Origin of the sequence: Pseudomonas sp. ES3-33 (genome assembly GCF_000952175.1) — a bacterium.
Classification (GTDB): domain Bacteria; phylum Pseudomonadota; class Gammaproteobacteria; order Pseudomonadales; family Pseudomonadaceae; genus Aquipseudomonas; species Aquipseudomonas gregormendelii.
This window is the reverse complement of record NZ_JZRI01000039.1, coordinates 1-16,823: the sequence shown is the minus strand read 5'-3', so window position 1 is coordinate 16,823 and position 16,823 is coordinate 1. Positions and strand designations below refer to the sequence as shown.

Sequence of the window (16,823 nt, the reverse complement as noted above, 5' to 3'; positions counted from 1 at the left end):
GCGGTTATGCGCAAATACCTGACAGGCTTGTGGGCGTGCATACGCGCAGGAGAAGATTTCGACACGGCCAAGCTTTTCAGCGAAAAACACCTGCTGAAAGCTTGACCGGTAACAGAGTATCTACAGGTCAAGCACCAAAGGCTGTGATCCCTGCGCCGGCACCGCGCAACAGATCAACACTTGCCCCTCACCGGGAATCTCCGCCGGGGGCTGTGGATAATTAACCTGGCCGCTCACCAGGCGCGTCTTGCAGGTGCCGCATGCCCCCCCCGGCAACTGAATTCAGGACGCAAGCCGCGACTTTCCGCCAACTCCAGCAAACTGCCACCGTCGGGTTGCCAGCGGGCCTCCTTGGCCGATCGCTGGAACACCACCGGCACCGAGGTAGTCGCCGCCGGCGGTTGGTCGATCACCACGGCATCAGGGTCTAGCTGGCGCCGCAGAGTCGAGGGGCCAAAGGTTTCCGCGTGAATCTGCGCATCGCGAATGTCCAGTTCCCGCAGGCTGTCATACAAACCCTGAGTGAAACCTCCGGGGCCGCACAGGACAAAATCCGGCTGGTCGTAGTCTTCCACTTCAAGGATGTTGTTGAGCAACGCCGTGCTGATCCGTCCGCTCAGATCAAAGTCCTCTCCCTCCAGTAATCCTTCTTCCGGCTGGCTGAGCAAGCGCAGCACCCTTACCGCGTCTCCCGCCGTTTCCAGGAGTTGATCCAGCTCGGCGCGAAATGGCTGGTCGTCGAGAGTGCGCGAACTCTGGAACAACCACGTAGGACGAATGCGCCGGGTGCGCAGGCCTTGATACACCACCTCGCGCAACATCGAGAGCAATGGCGTAATGCCAACGCCCGCCGCGAGCAACACCAACGGCCGTCGCTCGTGGGGCGCCACGGTGAAATGCCCCTGGGGTGCACGAGCTTCCAGGACATCACCGACCTTGAGCTGATCGTGCAGGAACGAAGACACCAGCCCCTCGCGCTTTACGCTGATACGGAAAAAATCGTCGGAGGGTGCGCTCGACAGGCTGTAGGTGCGGATGTGATTTCCACCGCCGATATCAAATCGCAACGGTAAATGCTGACCCGCCTGGAACACCGGTAACCCTGCATCATCCGCTGGTTCGAGATAAATCGAGCGAATGTTGCGGCTTTGCGCTTCGATGCGCACCACTCGCAATGGCCGCCAGCGATCGCCCAACGCCTGGGCCTGCAACCGCGCAGCCGCCTGCTCCCAGGTGCCGGTCATCAGGCTGTTGGGCGAAACTCCGTCGAAGCGCCAGCGCAGAGCCAGAGCTGCCGGGCGACGCACCACGCGCTCTACGTCGAAGGTCCACAACCGTTCGGCACCTTGAAAGGATTCCACCTGTGGGCCATCGAGGATGATTTCAGTGCGACCCGCCAGTTGCAGCAGGTCGCCGGAAGTGAAATCGATGAACAACAGGCCCGCCCGAGGATTGACCAGTAGGTTGCCCAAGGTGTTGAAGTGCAGATTACCGGCAAAATCCGGAATGGTCAGTCGATTGCCATGTACCTGGACGAATCCGGCCTGACCACCGCGATGCGATACGTCGACCGCGCGTTGGCCGTCGATGTCTACATAACTGGCGACGAAGAAGGTGTCGGCACGGGTAATCATGTCCTGGGCCGCGAAATCCAGCGCGCCCAGGCGTTCAGCAATGCGCGACGAAGGTTCTGCCAGCGGCACTGTATGAAACTGACGCAACTGAATGTACTGCGGGCAATTGCCGAAGGACTGGTCAACCGTAACGTCAAATCCTATGGCTGTTTGGTTGCCGATATGGCCATTGAGACGATTCCTGCGCCGGGTGTGCAGCTCGATGCCCAGGAGTCCGATCGCGGCGCCTTGGGTCAATTGCGCCGGGTCATCGGCACCCGGCAGGCTGTCGAATTGCAACACACCGGGCTGCGGGGAGTGGGCAAATCCAGGCGCGCCTTCAAGCACGCTGGCCCACGGATCACCATTTGCATCCACCGCACCGTACAGCATGAATGGCAGTTGCTGATAAAACTGGCGGTGCTGATCCGGCATCTCGCGGCGAATCACCCTGCGTCCGAATGCCTCCATGCGCTCGGCTACTCCGACATGCTCTTGCAACTGTCTTTCGCCGACGTGCCACGGTGAACGTTCCATAACGGCATCTCCCCTGCATCAGGCAGTGGTTTGCAAACCGGCGACGGTACGCGGCATCGGCACAAACCCTGGCAAGGCTTCTACACGCGCCAGCCAGGCGCGCACATTGGCGTAAGCCTCGAGTGATACATTGCCTTCAGGCGCATGGGCGATGTAACTGTAGGCAGCGACATCGGCGATCGTAGGTTCGGTTCCGGCCAGCCATGGGTTATCCGCCAGTTCATGGTCCATAACCTTGAGCAGGTCGTGGGCGCGAGTGATGGCTTCTTCGGCATCGTAGGGCGCACCGAACACTGTGATCAGCCGAGCACGAGCCGGACCAAAAGCAATCTGCCCCGCAGCAACCGACAGCCAGCGTTGCACCCTGGCGGCTGCCACAGGATCCGTCGGCAACCAGCGACCGTTGCCATACTTGTGCGCCAGATAAACCAGAATCGCATTGGAATCGGCGAGGATGACTCCCTGATCATCCAGTACTGGCACTTGCCCGAAAGGATTGAGGGCCAGGTACTCGGGCTGCTTGTGCGCGCCCTTGGCCAGGTCGACGAAGATCAGCTCAGTGGGTAGCTGCAGCAGGGACAGCATCAGCTCGGCGCGATGGGCATGGCCGGAGCGCGGGAAGTTATAGAGTTTGATCGGTTGCATGGTGAACTCCGCAGTTGGGGCGCAGATGAGGAGCTCAGCGCCGAGGAAAGCCATCCTCTACCAATCCACAGATCTATAGAATCACCAGCATCCGCAATCATTTATTTCACTAAGAGCAATAATTCAGCGACGCAGGGACGGATGTTCGCGCAGTTCATTGACTGCAAAATCCACGAAGCCGCGAATGCGCGCCGGTGCCTTACGGCCGCCCTGGTAGACGACATGAATGGGCAGCGGTGGCAGTTCGAACTCCGCGAGCACAACTTCCAGCTCACCTGCCTCGACGTGATTCGCCACTTGGTAGGAAAGCACCCGAGTGAGACCCAGCCCCATGCAAGCCGCACTGATTGCCGCCTGATTAGCCGTCACCGTCAGCCGCGGTTCCAGGCGCACCATCAGCGAATTGCCGGCGTCGAGGAATGGCCAGTTGCGTTGCAGCCCTGTCGCGGAAGTTGCAATGACCGGCACTTGGGCAAGATCCTGCGGGTGTACTGGTCGGCCATTAGCCTGGAGAAAGGACGGCGACGCACAGATGACCCGGCGAACCTCACCCACCCGAATAGCATGCTGATTACTGTCGGCCAGCTCGCCAATGCGCACGGCGACATCAACGCCTTCCTCGACCATGCTGACGACTCGATCAACCAATAAAGCGTTGATGCTGACTTCAGGAAACCGGGTCAGGTAACTCACCATGATCGGTGTGACAAAAAGATCGCCAAACAGGACGGGGGCGGTCACCGTTAACTGCCCACGGGGCTGGGCATGACTGCCCGCCGCCGAATCCTCGGCTTCCTGCACCTCGCCAAGAATTCTCCGACAATCCTCCAGATAACGCTGCCCCGCTTCACTGAGGTGGACGCTGCGGGTGGTGCGCGTGAGCAGCTGCGTGCCGATGCGCTTCTCCAACGCGGCGACTGCGCGAGTGACGCTGGCTGCAGACATACCCAAATGCCGCGCTGCCGCCGAAAAGCCCTGGGCTTGGGCGACGGCGGCGAATACCTGCATTTCCTGGAAGCGGTCCATGGGCGGTCGCTCTTTGTTAAAAGCAAAAGATCGCAGCCTTCGGCAGCTCCTACAAGAGCTCGATGGATGCGATCTTAAGTTTGGTGCCCAACATCATAGTTTGACACACGGAAACCAATAAAATCAGTCGTTTACGGAACCTGCCGCGATGCCATTTTTACAACATAGATTGACACAACGCATAACGATATCCGAATGACGGGATGAGTTTATAACAACATAGTTTGACACTACCCGCGGGAGCCTTTTTAAAGTCGAGATTGCAGCCGAACAAAATATTGTGACACCACCGGCTCAGTGAACTCAGGGGTAAACGGCTTAACGGAGCATGCCAGCTGAATGAATATTTTGACAAAAATGCCCTTGGGGGCGCGTACCCAATTGTGATGGTTCTACTTAGCTGCGGTTAGATCGAAATGACATGCCCTCATTTACCTCAATCAGCATTTGTTCGACCCGATGTGTGCCGTGAGTTGTAGTGAGCATCGCTGTTGGACTTTTACCCGAAAACCGGGATTTCGGTTTGGAAAGCCATTGTTTGGCCTTCTCTGCGTCCCCGAAGATCACATCGGCCATGGCGGTAATATGTGCAAAGCGGAACAGGCGATCACTCTCATCCACCGTTAAAAGCTGATTGCTGACCAATTTTGTTTTGAGCATTTTGAGTGGAATAATTCTGTCGCGTTCTTCCGGACTTATAGTTCCAACGTCGCAAAGCGACTGGATCAGGCTGGCCGAGAAGCCAGCTACGATAATGTCGTGAATGTCCTGGTCAGAGGCGTTTGAGGGGATATTAAGAGACGCCTCCAGCCGGATGCGGTAGGCATGATAAGCTTCATCAAGCAGGACTCCAGCAAACACGGGCTGCACTGATGTTGTTCCATGCGTAGGCTTCAGCACTATTGCGCCGTCCGCTACCGTAATCGTCAGATCGTCCCCCACACCTACTCCCATTTTGGCAAGCAGTTCTGGGGGTAAATCAACGATGACATCACCGCTACCATCCTCAGTATCCTGGCATTTGACTATCCAGCGCTCGCTCCCACTCATGATCGTCCGGTTCTCATTTCGTAATTAGAGAAGACGCATCATTATGCTCGCGCGCAGAGCAGATCCAGTCACTGGATAACCGTGCATAGAGGCCATTCCTGCCGGTTATTGCGACGAGCGGCTGCACTCTCCGGCGCATCGGCAAAGATGTCAGCTAAAAGCTCGACTACACGCCCGCTGTTTCACGTTCGAGCACCACATCGGACGGAAATGGGTCAACGGCAGCCATTGGTCTGGTCAGAAAGATATTCGCCAAAGGGAAGGAAAAGAAGCCCAACAGAGACCGGCCTCAACTTCGTCGCATCTCGACTGCTCGCGACTCAAAACGAGGCGTACATTTTTCTGACCTGCAGATTTAGTGATAATGGTCGGCTCGACAAGCGCGCCGGCCACTTTCACCACCGCTGTTTCACTTTTGAATGGACACAATCGTAGCTCTACCACCCTCTATCAGGAAGGAAAAAGATACACGGTCTCCGGCCGTCAGCCCTGTCAACTTATCTTGCGTTACGGAAAAGACCATGGTCATCGGCGGCCATCGCACGGCAGGCACAGCGCCGTGAGAGATAGTCACCGTATGCTTCACAGTATCGATAGCCTTGATCGTTCCATCGGCATTCGCGACTGGAGCCTGCTTTGTTTCCTCAGTCATCTGCTTGCTCTCCATACCGTCCATCTTCATACCCGGCATGTCCTCTGCCAGGGCAGAAAAAGACAACGCTACTACGGTGCTGGCAACTGCAATCAGGGTCAGTTTCATACGACACTTCCTTCAGGTTTGACGGTTTCAACGGAGAGGTGCCGGCGACGCATCAGGCGATAGGCTGCCGGAATGACAAACAGGGAAAGCAAGGGTGCCGTGACCATGCCGCCTACCATGGGCGCAGCAATGCGGCTCATCACCTCGCTGCCGGTCCCGCTGCCCAGCAAGATGGGTAACAAGCCGGCAATGATGACGGCCACGGTCATGGCCTTGGGTCGAACACGCTGCACGGCGCCTTCACGAATCGCCGCAACCAGACCGAGCTCAGTGCTGTCGCCGAGGTCTTCACGTTCGGCCCAGGCGTTCTTCAGGTAGAGCAACATGATCACGCCAAACTCGGCGGAAACACCGGCCAAGGCGATAAAGCCGACCCCGGTGGCGACTGACAGGTTGAACCCCAACAGATAGAGGAACCATGCCCCGCCCGTGAGAGCGAATGGCAGAGTGGCCATGATCAGCAAGGCCTCATCGAAGCGGGCAAAAGTCAGGTAGAGCAGCACGAAGATGATCAACAGCGTGGCAGGCACCACCAGTTTGAGTCGTGCGTTGGCCCTTTCGAGAAACTCGAACTGCCCTGAGTAGCTCAGGCTCATGCCGGGCTGCAACTTGACCTGCTCATTGACGACCCGTCGTAGATCAGCGACCACCGACGCAATGTCCCTCCCCCGCACATCGACGTACACCCAGCCCGAAGGTCGTGCGTTCTCGCTCTTGAGCATCGGTGGACCGTCCGTGACTTTGACCTTCGCCACTGTGCCGAGGGTGATCTGGCTACCTAGCGGGGTATAGATCGGCAATTGCTCCAGGGCGCCGAGCGAGTCACGCCACTCCCGTGGATAGCGCACGTTGATCGGGAAGCGTGCGAGCCCTTCAATGGTCTCGCCGACGTTTTCACCGCCGATAGCGCCGGCCACGATGGACTGCACATCGGCGATATTCAGTCCGTAGCGGGCGGCGGCTTTGCGGTCGATATCCACATCGATATAGCGACCACCGGTCAGACGCTCGGCCAGAGCCGAACTGACGCCGGGCACGTCCTTGGCCACTCGCTCAACCGCCTGAGTCGCGGCATCGATCTCCGTCAGGTTGGTGCCGGCAACTTTCACTCCGATGGGACTCTTGATCCCCGTAGCCAGCATGTCGATACGGTTACGAATCGGTGGTATCCAGATATTCGTCAGCCCAGGGACTCGTACCACTCGATCCAGTTCTTCCACCAACTTTTCCTGGGTCATGCCTGGACGCCATTGCTCGTGCGGCTTGAACTGGATCGTGGTTTCGAACATCTCCAGCGGTGCGGGGTCGGTGGCGGTTTCAGCGCGCCCCGCCTTACCGAAGACGTGTTCGACTTCAGGCACGGTCTTGATCAGACGGTCAGTCTGTTGCAGCAGTTGTGCCGCTTTCTGCGCTGACAATCCCGGCAGAGCTGAAGGCATATAGAGCAGGTCGCCCTCGTCCAACGGGGGGAGAAACTCGCCACCCAAGCGAGACATTGGCCATAGCGCACTGACAAAAACCAATAGTGCCACCAGCAGCGTGATCTTTGGTCGACGCAAGACTGCGTCCAGGGCTGGCTGATAGATCCGAATCAACCACCGGTTCAACGGGTTCTGATGTTCACTGGGAATTCGTCCACGAACCCAGTAGCCCATCAGCACCGGCACCAAGGTCACTGACAATCCCGCCGCTGCGGCCATGGCGTAGGTCTTGGTGAAAGCCAAAGGACCGAACAGCCGTCCTTCCTGAGCTTCCAGGGTGAACACCGGAATGAAAGACAGAGTGATGATCAACAAACAGAAGAACAGCGCCGGGCCTACCTCTGCCGCCGCTTCGGTCATTACATGCCAATGACGTTCACCCTTCAGTTCTTCCCCCGGATTGGCCGCGTGCCATGCCTCGATCTTCTTGTGGGCGTTCTCGATCATCACCACGGCGGCATCGACCATGGCGCCGATGGCGATGGCTATCCCGCCCAAGGACATGATGTTGGCGTTGATGCCCTGGTAGCGCATGACGATGAAGGCAATCAGCACCCCCACCGGCAGCGAAATGATCGCCACCAGAGATGAGCGCAGGTGCCAGAGGAAGATCCCACACACCAACGCGACAACGATGAACTCTTCGATGAGCTTGTGGCTGAGGTTTTCCACGGCGCGGTCGATCAGCTTACTGCGGTCGTAGGTGGTGACGATATCCACCCCGGCCGGCAGACTGCTTTTCAGTTCGTCGAGTTTGGTCTTGACCGCGGCAATGGTCTCGCGAGCATTCTTGCCGCTGCGCAAAATCACCACGCCGCCGACGGTCTCGCCTTCGCCGTCGAGTTCAGTAATGCCACGCCGCATTTCCGGTCCCAACTGGATCGTGGCGACATCGCCAAGGGTTACTGGCACTCCTCCCGAAGCCAGCTTGAGCGGGATCGCCCGAAAGTCATTGAGCGTCTTCAGGTAGCCGGAAGCACGCACGATGAACTCGGTCTCTGCCATCTCCAGCACCGCGCCACCGGTTTCCTGGTTGGCCTTGCCGATGGCTTCGGTCACCTCAGCCTGAGTAATACCGAGGCTGGCCAGTTTGAGCGGATCAAGCTGGACCTGGTACTGCTTGACCATGCCACCCACGGTGGCTACTTCTGCAACGTTGGGCAGGGTCTTGAGTTCGAACTTGAGGAACCAGTCCTGAAGTGCGCGTAGCTGCGCCAGATCGTGTCCTCCACTGCGATCCACCAGTGCGTACTGATAGATCCAGCCCACCCCCGTCGCATCCGGTCCCAACGCCGGCTTGGCGCTGGCCGGCAACCGACTTTGTATTTGGCTCAGATACTCCAACACCCGCGAGCGCGCCCAGTACAAGTCAGTGCCGTCTTCGAACAGCACGTAAACGAAGCTGTCACCGAAGAAGGAATAGCCACGCACCGTCTTGGCACCCGGCACCGAGAGCATGGTGGTGGCCAACGGATAGGTCACCTGGTTCTCGACAATCTGCGGCGCTTGTCCCGGAAAAGGGGTGCGGATGATCACCTGAACATCCGAGAGATCTGGCAGTGCATCGATGGGCGTGCTCTGCACCGACCAAATGCCCCACGCCGTGACAAACAGCGTCGCCAGTAGCACCAGGAATCGGTTGGCCACTGACCAACGAATCAGGGCAGCGATCATGGCTGGCTCCCCGATTTTTCCAGGCGCTCAACACGCAGGCCATCGTCGGTCTGACTCACCGCAACCCGAACCTTGTCACCCGTTTTGAAGCCCTGCATCAGCGCCGGGTTGGCGAGTGGGAACGTCATCGTCATGCCAGGCATACCCAGCGTTTTGAAAGGACCATGGGCGAGCGTGACTTCTTTGTCGTTGATCTCAACGATCTGCCCATCCGCTTCATGAAAGCTGGAGGCTGCTGCGCTGGGTGGTGACTCTTCCTCCGAGCTTGCAACGATGCCCTTAAGACTGGCCTCCGAGTCGAGCAGGAACTGGCCAGAGGTAACCACTTTCTGGCCTTCTTCCAGACCTTTCAATATCGCCGTCTTGCCATCGCTTTCCTGCCCGAGTTGCACCGCCACGGGACGGTAGCGGCCGGCGTCTGCGGCGAGCATCACCAAGGCACGTCGGCCCGTGCGAATCACCGCTTCGCTCGGCACCCACAACACACTTTGCTCGGTCGAACGATTCAGGTGTACCTGCGCTGTCAAACCCGGTCTGAGGCGTCCGTCCGGATTGGGTAACTCGACACGTACGCGAAGAGTGCGGCTGTCCGGATTGGTCTCGGGCAAAATCGCGCTGACCCTGCCGTTGAGTATTGTCCCTGGGAAAGCTGGCAGGCGCGCTTCGACCGCCTGCCCCACGGTGATTGATCCGGCATCCGATTCTGGAACGGCCACGGCTAGCCAGACACTGCTCAAGCCATTGACGCGTGCCAGAGTATCGCCAGTCGCCACGGTCATTCCCGCACGTACGTTCAATTCTTGCAGTACACCGGCAATGGGGCTGGTCAGCGTCAGGTAGGGCTGAACCTTACCGCCACGCTCTACATCGGTAATCAGTGCTGCCGGCATCCCTGTGAGCCGCAGTCGTTGTCGGGCCGCATCCAACAGGGCAGCATCCCCGTTGCGTTTCAGGGCAAGGAACTCTGTCTGGGCAGCGGCCCACTCAGGCACCAGAACATCCGCCAGCGCCGCGTTGGCTTTGAGTACATCGCCGGGAGCATGGGCATAGACCCGCTCCACAAAGCCAGGGGTGCGCGCCTGAATCACAGCGACATCACGTTCGTTGAATCCCAACACACCTGTCACGTCGAGGCTGGAATCAAAGATCGCACGGCTGACTGTCGCAAAACGCAGGCCGAGATTTTGGGTCAGACTTGGATCGATACTGACGGTCGCTCGGTCCCCTGCGCTGCTGGTGTACTGCGGGACCAGTTGCATGTCCATGAAGGGAGACTTACCCGGCTTATCGAACTTTTGTTGCGGGTACATGGGGTCGTACCAATAAAGTGCTTTGCGTTCGCCCGGTGAATTGAGGCTCTGCTCTTGTGTGGTATTTGGTAGTCCACTCATACGCTGATGCGCCAACCAGTAACCACCGGCAACACCTAAGGCCAGCGAGATGCCAACCAGCAATGCCCCGTTCCCTTTTTTAAGGCTCATTGGCTGGACTCCCCATAAGCAAAATACAACCGCGCACTGGTCAGCGCTCGCTGCTCTTCCACGTCGATCTGTTTGAGGCGGGCCTCGATGAGTTCACGTCGGGCAGCAACAACGGCGTTTAAATCGCCTTTGCCCGAGCGATAACTGGCCATGCTGAGTTCGACCTTTTCCTTGGCCAGCGGCAACAGGCTTTCCTGGTTTCGGCGCACGGCACGATTCAGGCGCTCATAGTCGGCCAGTTCGCTCTCTAGTTGCTGAGTGTGCTCGCGTGACAGAGCTTCGCGCTCGGCCTCAAGCTGACTGAGTTCAGCCTGTTTGGCTGCGATTTTGGGGTTTTGGCGCGAGTCAGGAAACAGCGGCAGCTCCCAGGAAAATTGCACGCTGACCATATCGCCAAACTCACGGCCGCGACGCTGATAATCCAGCTCCCAGCTCCAGTCCGACTGCTTCTCCGACACGGCTTCACGAACCTTGGCTTGCGCTTCGCGGGTCATCGGCGCAAACGCTGCCAACTCGGGGTGGTGTTGCAGTTTATGGGCGTAGCCGGAGGTATCGACGGGCCAATGCGGCAAGCTGCCCACAGGCTTGTCGTTGGCGGCGGAGCCAATCCAGCGTTTGAGGGCTGCTCGGGCCTGCGCTCTCTGGAGAATCAGATCGTCCTGTTGCTCCGCCAGTTGAGCCGCTTCTTGCTTAGGCGTCACCGCATCGGCGGGTTGAGCGCGGCCACCGGCAATCTGGGCCCTGACGGTATCGGTCAACAGGCGGGTTTCTTTGTAGAAGTCCTGGAACAGCGCATCTTTGCGCTCAACCGAGTAGCTATTGATCCAGGCCAACGCCGTGGACTGGCGTACTTTCAGACGTTCGACTCGACGCTCCGCAGCGGCGCGATCAATGGCCGCATCGGCCACTTCTATGCGCGCTTTGCGCTTGTCGCTGTTGGGCATTTCTTGCCTGACCCCGACCACTTGCATGGTCATGAAGTCCTGATCGATGCTCCAGCGATCCGGACCGCCAATGGGGTAGTTCTGCACACCCAACAGTAGCCTGGGGTCAGGTAGTTCACCGGCTGGAATAGCCGCGCTGCTGGCAGCTTGAATTTTGGCGTCTTGTGCGGTCAGCGACGGTGCATTGTTTTCGGCCAGCCGCAACGCTTCATCGAGTGTCAATGCGGCAGCGAAGCTCGGCAATGCCAGTACGCTTGCCGCCAGACCGGCCACGAGGGACCAGCCTGTGCAATAGCACTTGGAGTTCATGTTTACGATTCCTGTGATCATCCACTGCACGCGTCAAAAGACATGCGCGCAGCTAGTCCATCCCGCTAACGCGGAATGAGGCTCAATGTGGGACAGGAATCAAACGCGAGGCGGTCGCCATACCCCGGACGGGGTCTGTACGGGTAGGGAATCGCTGAAGAAGTAAAGCACTACGGGGCTGAATACGGTTACAGGAGGCTTGAGGATCGAGACTTGCAGCATGCCGCCTGTCTTGCATTCCTGGCCCGGCTTACAAGGTTTGCCGTGCTCGGAAGGGCTTTTCATATCGTTGCAGCAGTCCATCCCCATGTCGTCCATTATCGCCATGCCCATCGTCTTCATTGGGCATGGTTCTGTCGGTGCCTGAACGCCCGCCATCCCGCTGAGGGGAAGCGCCAAGCTAATCATGAAGACGATGCAAAACCGCAGATAGCGTTTCATGGACTGGAGTGTAGACGGTGCAAATGGCCCTTACAATTGGATGCAGGGCATAAACGGCCTGCCGAGAGGCCTAAGTCAGGTGATAACACCGGAGCTGGTTTATAAATCTGAGTCAATTTTTATCTGGCCACATCTCATCTTTTACCTGAGTTTGTGGACAGATTGCAGCCAAAAATAGGCGAATAGGAGACCTCAAATCAAGTTTTTGAACCCTCTTCTGCCTTCCGAGGATTAGGTGATGTCCATGGAGGACCAAGCTATCCGCACACGAAAGCAGCTTCAAATAACTTCATTGGGCGCTTGACCCTGTAGTAGGTACAGGCTGTTGAATGGTGAAATTATCCCAAGCGGTAGAAGCACCATGAACCAGGAAAACAAGCTCAAGCCGGTCCTCCGTCTTCACGTACAGAAGAAAGAAGAGTGTTGCGGATCTGACCATCAACATGGGTCTGTTAATGCTGCTGAACCCAAGCATCACAAAGAACATGGTCACGACCATGAGCATGAGCATGAGCATGCTCACGATCATGCCGATGCGTGCTGTGCTCATGGCACGCAAGCTACTGATGGTGTTGCGATTACTAAGAGTAGCCCTGCCCCGAAAGGGACCAGTAGAGTTCGCTACCGCATCGATAAAATGGATTGCCCTACAGAGGAGCGCTTGATCCGCAACCGACTGGAGCCGATGGCCGGAATTGTTCGGCTCGACTTCAACCTCCTGAATCGTGAGTTGACCGTGCATCACCGCTTGGATGATCCGCAGCCAATCGTCACCGCATTAGTCGCGTTGGACATGGGGCCGAGCCTGATCGAAGCCGGTGCCGCGCCATCGGCGGTTCCCCCGGCCCTGAGCGCAAAACTAAAAGGATTGCTGGCCATCAGTGGCCTGGCTGCTATCGCCGCTGAAGTCATCGCGTGGACAACCGGACAAGAAGGTTCTTGGCCGGTTATGGTGCTTGCGGCTCTTTCCATTCTGAGCGCTGGTTTGCCCACCCTCAAAAAGGGTTGGATTGCAGTTAAGAACCTCACTCTGAACATCTATTTTCTGATGTCGTTGGCTGTCGTTGGTGCTCTCATCATCGGTAAATGGCCCGAAGCCGCGATGGTGGTTTTCCTTTTCGCCGTTGCTGAGGCTATCGAAGCACTTTCTCTGGAGCGCGCGCGGAACGCGATCAAGTCGCTGACCGCGTTGGCGCCAGAAACCGCTGAAGTCATGACTGATGGCGGCTGGAAAGACCATCCGGTGGCGAGTGTATTACTTGGTAGTCGTATTCGGGTTCGCACGGGTTCGCGAGTACCCTTGGATGCCCGCATAGACTCAGGTCGCGCCGCACTGGACCAAGCTCCAATTACCGGCGAAAGCCTACCTGTTGATAAGCAGGTCGGGGACCCACTTTACGCTGGCAGTATCGTTACCGACGGCGTGGTTGAAGCGACTGTGACGGCCGTAGCAGGAGAAAGTACTCTTGCTCGTATCGCGGCAGCCATACAAGACGCGCAGTCTCAACGAGCCCCTACTCAGCGATTTGTAGATGAGTTTGCACGTTATTACACCCCGGCTGTAGTGGTTCTTGCCCTCTTGGTCGCTGTCTTGGGCCCTGTACTGATCGGTGGAACCTGGGGCGATTGGCTTTATCAGGCCCTGGTCCTGTTAGTGATCGCCTGCCCATGTGCCTTGGTGGTTTCAACGCCAATTACCGTCGTCAGTGGGCTAGCCGCGGCTGCCAAGCATGGCATTTTGATTAAAGGCGGTGCATACCTTGAAAGCGGCCGACTACTTAAGGTTGTGGCGCTCGACAAGACCGGCACCTTGACCCAAGGCAAGCCGGTACTGACCGATAACGAGCCGTTTGGTGATCTGCCCATCGAGATGGCTTTGCAGATCGCAGCTAGCCTCGACGAACACAGTACACACCCAGTGGCGAAGGCCTTGGTCAGCGGATGGAAATTACAGCAACCGGATGCGGCGACTCTGCCGGTTGAGGACTTCGGCGTACTCAACGGTCGTGGCGTCAAAGGCAATATCGACGGTCAATCGTGGCACCTGGGTAACCACCGCTTGGTTGAAGAGTTGGGCGTATGCTCGCCGGCCCTTGAGGCCCGATTGTCGCTACTGGAAAACGCAGGAAAAACTGTAATCGTGCTCTGCGCGGCCAGCGGTCCAGTAGCGATTTTTGCTGTGGCTGACACCGTAAGGCCTGAAAGCTTTGCTGCCGTAACTGCTCTGAAAGCGTTGAATGTCGTACCGGTGATGCTCACGGGTGACAACCCTGCAACCGCCAAGTCCATCGCCGCTCAGCTCGGCATACAGGATGCACGCGGAAACCTCATGCCGGAGGATAAACAAGCCGCCGTCGCTGAACTCAAACGCCGCTTTGGTACTGTTGGCATGGTGGGCGATGGTGTGAACGATGCTCCAGCATTGGCGCAAGCCGACATTGGTTTTGCGATGGGGGCCGCAGGGACTGCCACAGCCCTTGAAACGGCTGATGTCGCCATCATGGATGACGACCCACGCAAGATTGCTGATTTTATTAGCCTGAGTCGTCGATGTGCCTCTGTTTTGAAGCAAAACATCGGACTGGCCTTGGGTATCAAAGTTGTATTTTTGGCGCTTGCATTGTCCGGCCACGCTACGTTGTGGATGGCTGTTTTCGCCGATATGGGAGCGAGCCTGCTGGTCGTATTCAACGGACTGCGGCTACTGCGTCGGTGATACGAAAGCTGCGACTTCGTGTTCAATTACATGCCCACACAAGGAAATCAAATCATGCAATGTCCGATCTGCAAAGATACTGCCCTCGTAATGACTGAGCGCCAAAGCATCGAAATTGATTATTGCCCTCAATGCCGTGGCGTTTGGCTCGACCGAGGTGAACTCGACAAGATCATCGAGCGCAGCCAACAACAGGAGGCCGTTAGGTTTCTTCCACAGAACCCAATTCCACCCGTACAGAATGCTCCTCCAGCAGTACAACCCGGTTACAGCCAGCATGGAGATAGCCAAGCTCATGGAGATCAGCGAGGAAGTCACGGTGGCGGTTGGAGAGAAGGTGGCCACCAGAGCGGCCATCAAAGTCATGGTGGACATCAAAACCAGAGTGGGCATCAGGGGCAACAGTCGTACCGCAAAAAATCATTTTTGCAGGAGATGTTCGATTAAGGCTGCGATTTCGCGCTTTGATCGGGATATACCTCGAACCAGCACCAATTCTGAAATAGGGTGTTTCATGAGATGGAACGGTTTTGGGTATTAGCTGGTCTTTATATCCTGCAATCGACTCGTAGCAAGGGTGCTACCTGGGTGGTTGGAGTTTCAGCGAGCGGCGTTTGAGGAAAAGGTTATGAGTTCAGGACACAGTCACGGCCAAGTACGCGCCGGTCACGAAAAGTTGCTGTGGATCGCACTCACCCTGACGACAAGCTTTATGGTCGCGGAGGTCATTGGAGCTTTTGTCACCGGCAGCCTGGCCTTATTATCCGACGCGGCCCACATGCTGACGGACGTTGCGGCTTTGGCGATATCCTTGGTCGCTATTCATATAGCCAAACGCTCTGCGGATAGGAAGCGGACCTTCGGGTACGCACGATTTGAAATACTTGCAGCCACCTTCAATGCGGTCTTGCTGTTTTTAGTCGCTATGTACATCGTTTATGAAGCGTATCTGCGACTTAAAGTCCCGGCGGAAATCCAGTCGACTGGCATGTTGGTCATTGCGGTGTTCGGGCTCATCGTCAACCTTGTTTCAATGCGCCTACTGAGTGCTGCCAGTGGGGAAAGCCTCAATGTGAAGGGCGCTTATTTAGAGGTCTGGAGCGATATGGTGGGGTCTATTGGCGTCATCATCGCAGCTCTTTTGATCCGTTTCACCGGCTGGACTTGGGTTGATTCACTTGTCGCGGCTGGCATCGGGTTCTGGGTGCTGCCCAGGACTTGGTCATTGCTCAAGGAAAGCATGAACATATTGCTGCAAGGGGTTCCAGAGGGCATCGATATTGAGAAGGTAGAGGCAACGCTTTATGGCATTGAGGGGGTCAAGAATATCCACGATTTGCATATCTGGGCTTTGACCAGTGGTAAAAGTGTTATGAGCGTCCATCTTGTCGCTGACTCGGCTTCCCGCAGCGAGCAAGCTATCTTGGCTGAAGTAACCAGCCTTATGAGTGATAAGTTCCACATCAGCCATACTACCGTCCAAATGGAAGGATCTGATTTTCACGATCAACTGGCTGACGATCATGAGGGTATGGTCCACTAACTGAGTCGTGGTATTTATTTAAGCTGGATGAACGTTTATACGTCGTGATACAGATCAAAAGGGTCGATTAAAATGGTCAGAAATATTTTAAGTTATTCTGGGCTGGCTTTGTTTTTGGCTTTTGTTGCGCAGCCAGCTTTTTCAACACCTGCTAATCCAGAAAGGGTATACGGGTGGATTGAGGAAGGAATACTTTTACCAGAAAATATTGCTGTGAAAGTAAAGTTAGATACAGGGGCTCTTACATCCTCGATGGATGCGAAAGACTTAGAACGATTCCGTAAAAATGGAGAGGAATGGGTTCGTTTCAACGTTAAAGTAAAAGACACAAAAACTAAGAAGGTGAGTAACGCACTCTTCGAGCGACGCGTCGAAAGAAATGTAAAGGTTCGAGGCGCCGGTGGCGCTGAACATCGTCCAGTAGTCATGATGACGATGTGCATAGGTGATAAAATTTATAAGGAAGAGTTTTCACTGAAGGATCGAGGCGACATGAACTACCCCGTATTGATTGGTCGCAAAACTTTGGGGGTCTTGGGCGCGGACGATGTTTCACGCACATTCACTAACGAACAAAACTGTAATTAAACACCTGAATTATAC

12 protein-coding genes and 2 pseudogenes are annotated in these 16,823 nt (G+C 56.5%); 5 read left to right on the top strand and 9 right to left on the bottom strand.

Annotated features, from left to right (window positions below; translation table 11 throughout):
- Positions 1–105: pseudogene (locus UB23_RS30645) on the top strand (IS110 family transposase); the annotation flags it as partial.
- Between the two features lie 15 nt (positions 106–120).
- On the opposite strand, the pseudogene UB23_RS04905 reads toward UB23_RS30645, so the two are convergent.
- The 9 genes and pseudogenes from UB23_RS04905 to UB23_RS30130 form a co-directional block, all read right to left on the bottom strand.
- Positions 121–2,150 (bottom strand): annotated as a pseudogene (locus UB23_RS04905) (2Fe-2S iron-sulfur cluster-binding protein).
- An 18-nt stretch (positions 2,151–2,168) separates the two neighbouring features.
- A complete protein-coding gene (locus tag UB23_RS04900; protein ID WP_045058209.1) occupies positions 2,169–2,795 on the bottom strand; it encodes a glutathione S-transferase family protein in 627 nt (208 codons plus the stop codon).
- 123 nt (positions 2,796–2,918) lie between these two features.
- On the bottom strand, positions 2,919–3,821 hold the full coding sequence (locus tag UB23_RS04895) for a LysR family transcriptional regulator (RefSeq protein WP_045058207.1): 903 nt from the start codon (positions 3,819–3,821) through the stop codon (positions 2,919–2,921).
- Positions 3,822–4,217: 396 nt separating this feature from the next.
- Positions 4,218–4,871 (bottom strand): antitoxin Xre/MbcA/ParS toxin-binding domain-containing protein, encoded by a 654-nt coding sequence (locus UB23_RS04890; protein ID WP_082069125.1) that lies wholly within the window; start codon positions 4,869–4,871, stop codon positions 4,218–4,220.
- A gap of 409 nt (positions 4,872–5,280) precedes the next feature.
- A complete protein-coding gene (locus tag UB23_RS04885; RefSeq protein ID WP_045058206.1) occupies positions 5,281–5,631 on the bottom strand; it encodes a copper-binding protein in 351 nt (116 codons plus the stop codon).
- Complete coding sequence (locus tag UB23_RS04880) at positions 5,628–8,786, bottom strand: efflux RND transporter permease subunit (protein WP_045058205.1); 3,159 nt, start codon at positions 8,784–8,786, stop codon at positions 5,628–5,630. The genes UB23_RS04885 and UB23_RS04880 overlap by 4 nt, the downstream gene beginning before the upstream one ends.
- On the bottom strand, positions 8,783–10,267 hold the full coding sequence (locus tag UB23_RS04875) for an efflux RND transporter periplasmic adaptor subunit (RefSeq protein WP_045058204.1): 1,485 nt from the start codon (positions 10,265–10,267) through the stop codon (positions 8,783–8,785). Before UB23_RS04875 ends, UB23_RS04880 begins: the two co-directional genes overlap by 4 nt.
- Positions 10,264–11,520 (bottom strand): TolC family protein, encoded by a 1,257-nt coding sequence (locus UB23_RS04870; protein WP_045058203.1) that lies wholly within the window; start codon positions 11,518–11,520, stop codon positions 10,264–10,266. Before UB23_RS04870 ends, UB23_RS04875 begins: the two co-directional genes overlap by 4 nt.
- 99 nt (positions 11,521–11,619) lie before the next feature.
- Entirely contained in the window at positions 11,620–11,961 is a 342-nt protein-coding gene (locus tag UB23_RS30130) for a hypothetical protein (RefSeq protein WP_045058202.1), read from the bottom strand.
- A 361-nt stretch (positions 11,962–12,322) separates the two neighbouring features.
- Here UB23_RS30130 and UB23_RS04860 point away from each other — a divergent pair, with 361 nt between their 5' ends.
- The 4 genes from UB23_RS04860 (at position 12,323) to rloA3 (ending at position 16,808) form a co-directional block, all read left to right on the top strand.
- Complete coding sequence (locus tag UB23_RS04860; RefSeq protein WP_045058201.1) at positions 12,323–14,677, top strand: heavy metal translocating P-type ATPase; 2,355 nt, start codon at positions 12,323–12,325, stop codon at positions 14,675–14,677.
- A gap of 30 nt (positions 14,678–14,707) precedes the next feature.
- The gene (locus UB23_RS30555; protein ID WP_311770672.1) at positions 14,708–15,124 is read left to right on the top strand and encodes a TFIIB-type zinc ribbon-containing protein; all 417 of its coding nucleotides are present in this window, start codon (positions 14,708–14,710) and stop codon (positions 15,122–15,124) included.
- Positions 15,125–15,305: 181 nt separating this feature from the next.
- Positions 15,306–16,220, top strand: coding sequence for a cation diffusion facilitator family transporter (locus tag UB23_RS04850; protein ID WP_045058199.1), 915 nt, complete (start codon positions 15,306–15,308; stop codon positions 16,218–16,220).
- A 72-nt stretch (positions 16,221–16,292) separates the two neighbouring features.
- Positions 16,293–16,808: a retropepsin-like aspartic peptidase RloA3 gene (gene rloA3 / locus UB23_RS04845; RefSeq protein WP_045058198.1), complete on the top strand. Its 516-nt coding sequence runs from the start codon at positions 16,293–16,295 to the stop codon at positions 16,806–16,808.
- Positions 16,809–16,823: the final 15 nt, after the last annotated feature.

Bases quoted from the DNA above. Each gene is read 5' to 3' on its own strand.
- UB23_RS04900 (WP_045058209.1), bottom strand. From the start codon at position 2,795: ATGCAACCGATCAAACTCTATAACTTCCCGCGCTCCGGCCATGCCCAT.
- UB23_RS04895 (WP_045058207.1), bottom strand. From the start codon at position 3,821: ATGGACCGCTTCCAGGAAATGCAGGTATTCGCCGCCGTCGCCCAAGCC.
- UB23_RS04890 (WP_082069125.1), bottom strand. From the start codon at position 4,871: ATGAGTGGGAGCGAGCGCTGGATAGTCAAATGCCAGGATACTGAGGAT.
- UB23_RS04885 (WP_045058206.1), bottom strand. From the start codon at position 5,631: ATGAAACTGACCCTGATTGCAGTTGCCAGCACCGTAGTAGCGTTGTCT.
- UB23_RS04880 (WP_045058205.1), bottom strand. From the start codon at position 8,786: ATGATCGCTGCCCTGATTCGTTGGTCAGTGGCCAACCGATTCCTGGTG.
- UB23_RS04875 (WP_045058204.1), bottom strand. From the start codon at position 10,267: ATGAGCCTTAAAAAAGGGAACGGGGCATTGCTGGTTGGCATCTCGCTG.
- UB23_RS04870 (WP_045058203.1), bottom strand. From the start codon at position 11,520: ATGAACTCCAAGTGCTATTGCACAGGCTGGTCCCTCGTGGCCGGTCTG.
- UB23_RS30130 (WP_045058202.1), bottom strand. From the start codon at position 11,961: ATGAAACGCTATCTGCGGTTTTGCATCGTCTTCATGATTAGCTTGGCG.
- UB23_RS04860 (WP_045058201.1), top strand. From the start codon at position 12,323: ATGAACCAGGAAAACAAGCTCAAGCCGGTCCTCCGTCTTCACGTACAG.
- UB23_RS30555 (WP_311770672.1), top strand. From the start codon at position 14,708: ATGCCCACACAAGGAAATCAAATCATGCAATGTCCGATCTGCAAAGAT.
- UB23_RS04850 (WP_045058199.1), top strand. From the start codon at position 15,306: ATGAGTTCAGGACACAGTCACGGCCAAGTACGCGCCGGTCACGAAAAG.
- rloA3 (WP_045058198.1), top strand. From the start codon at position 16,293: ATGGTCAGAAATATTTTAAGTTATTCTGGGCTGGCTTTGTTTTTGGCT.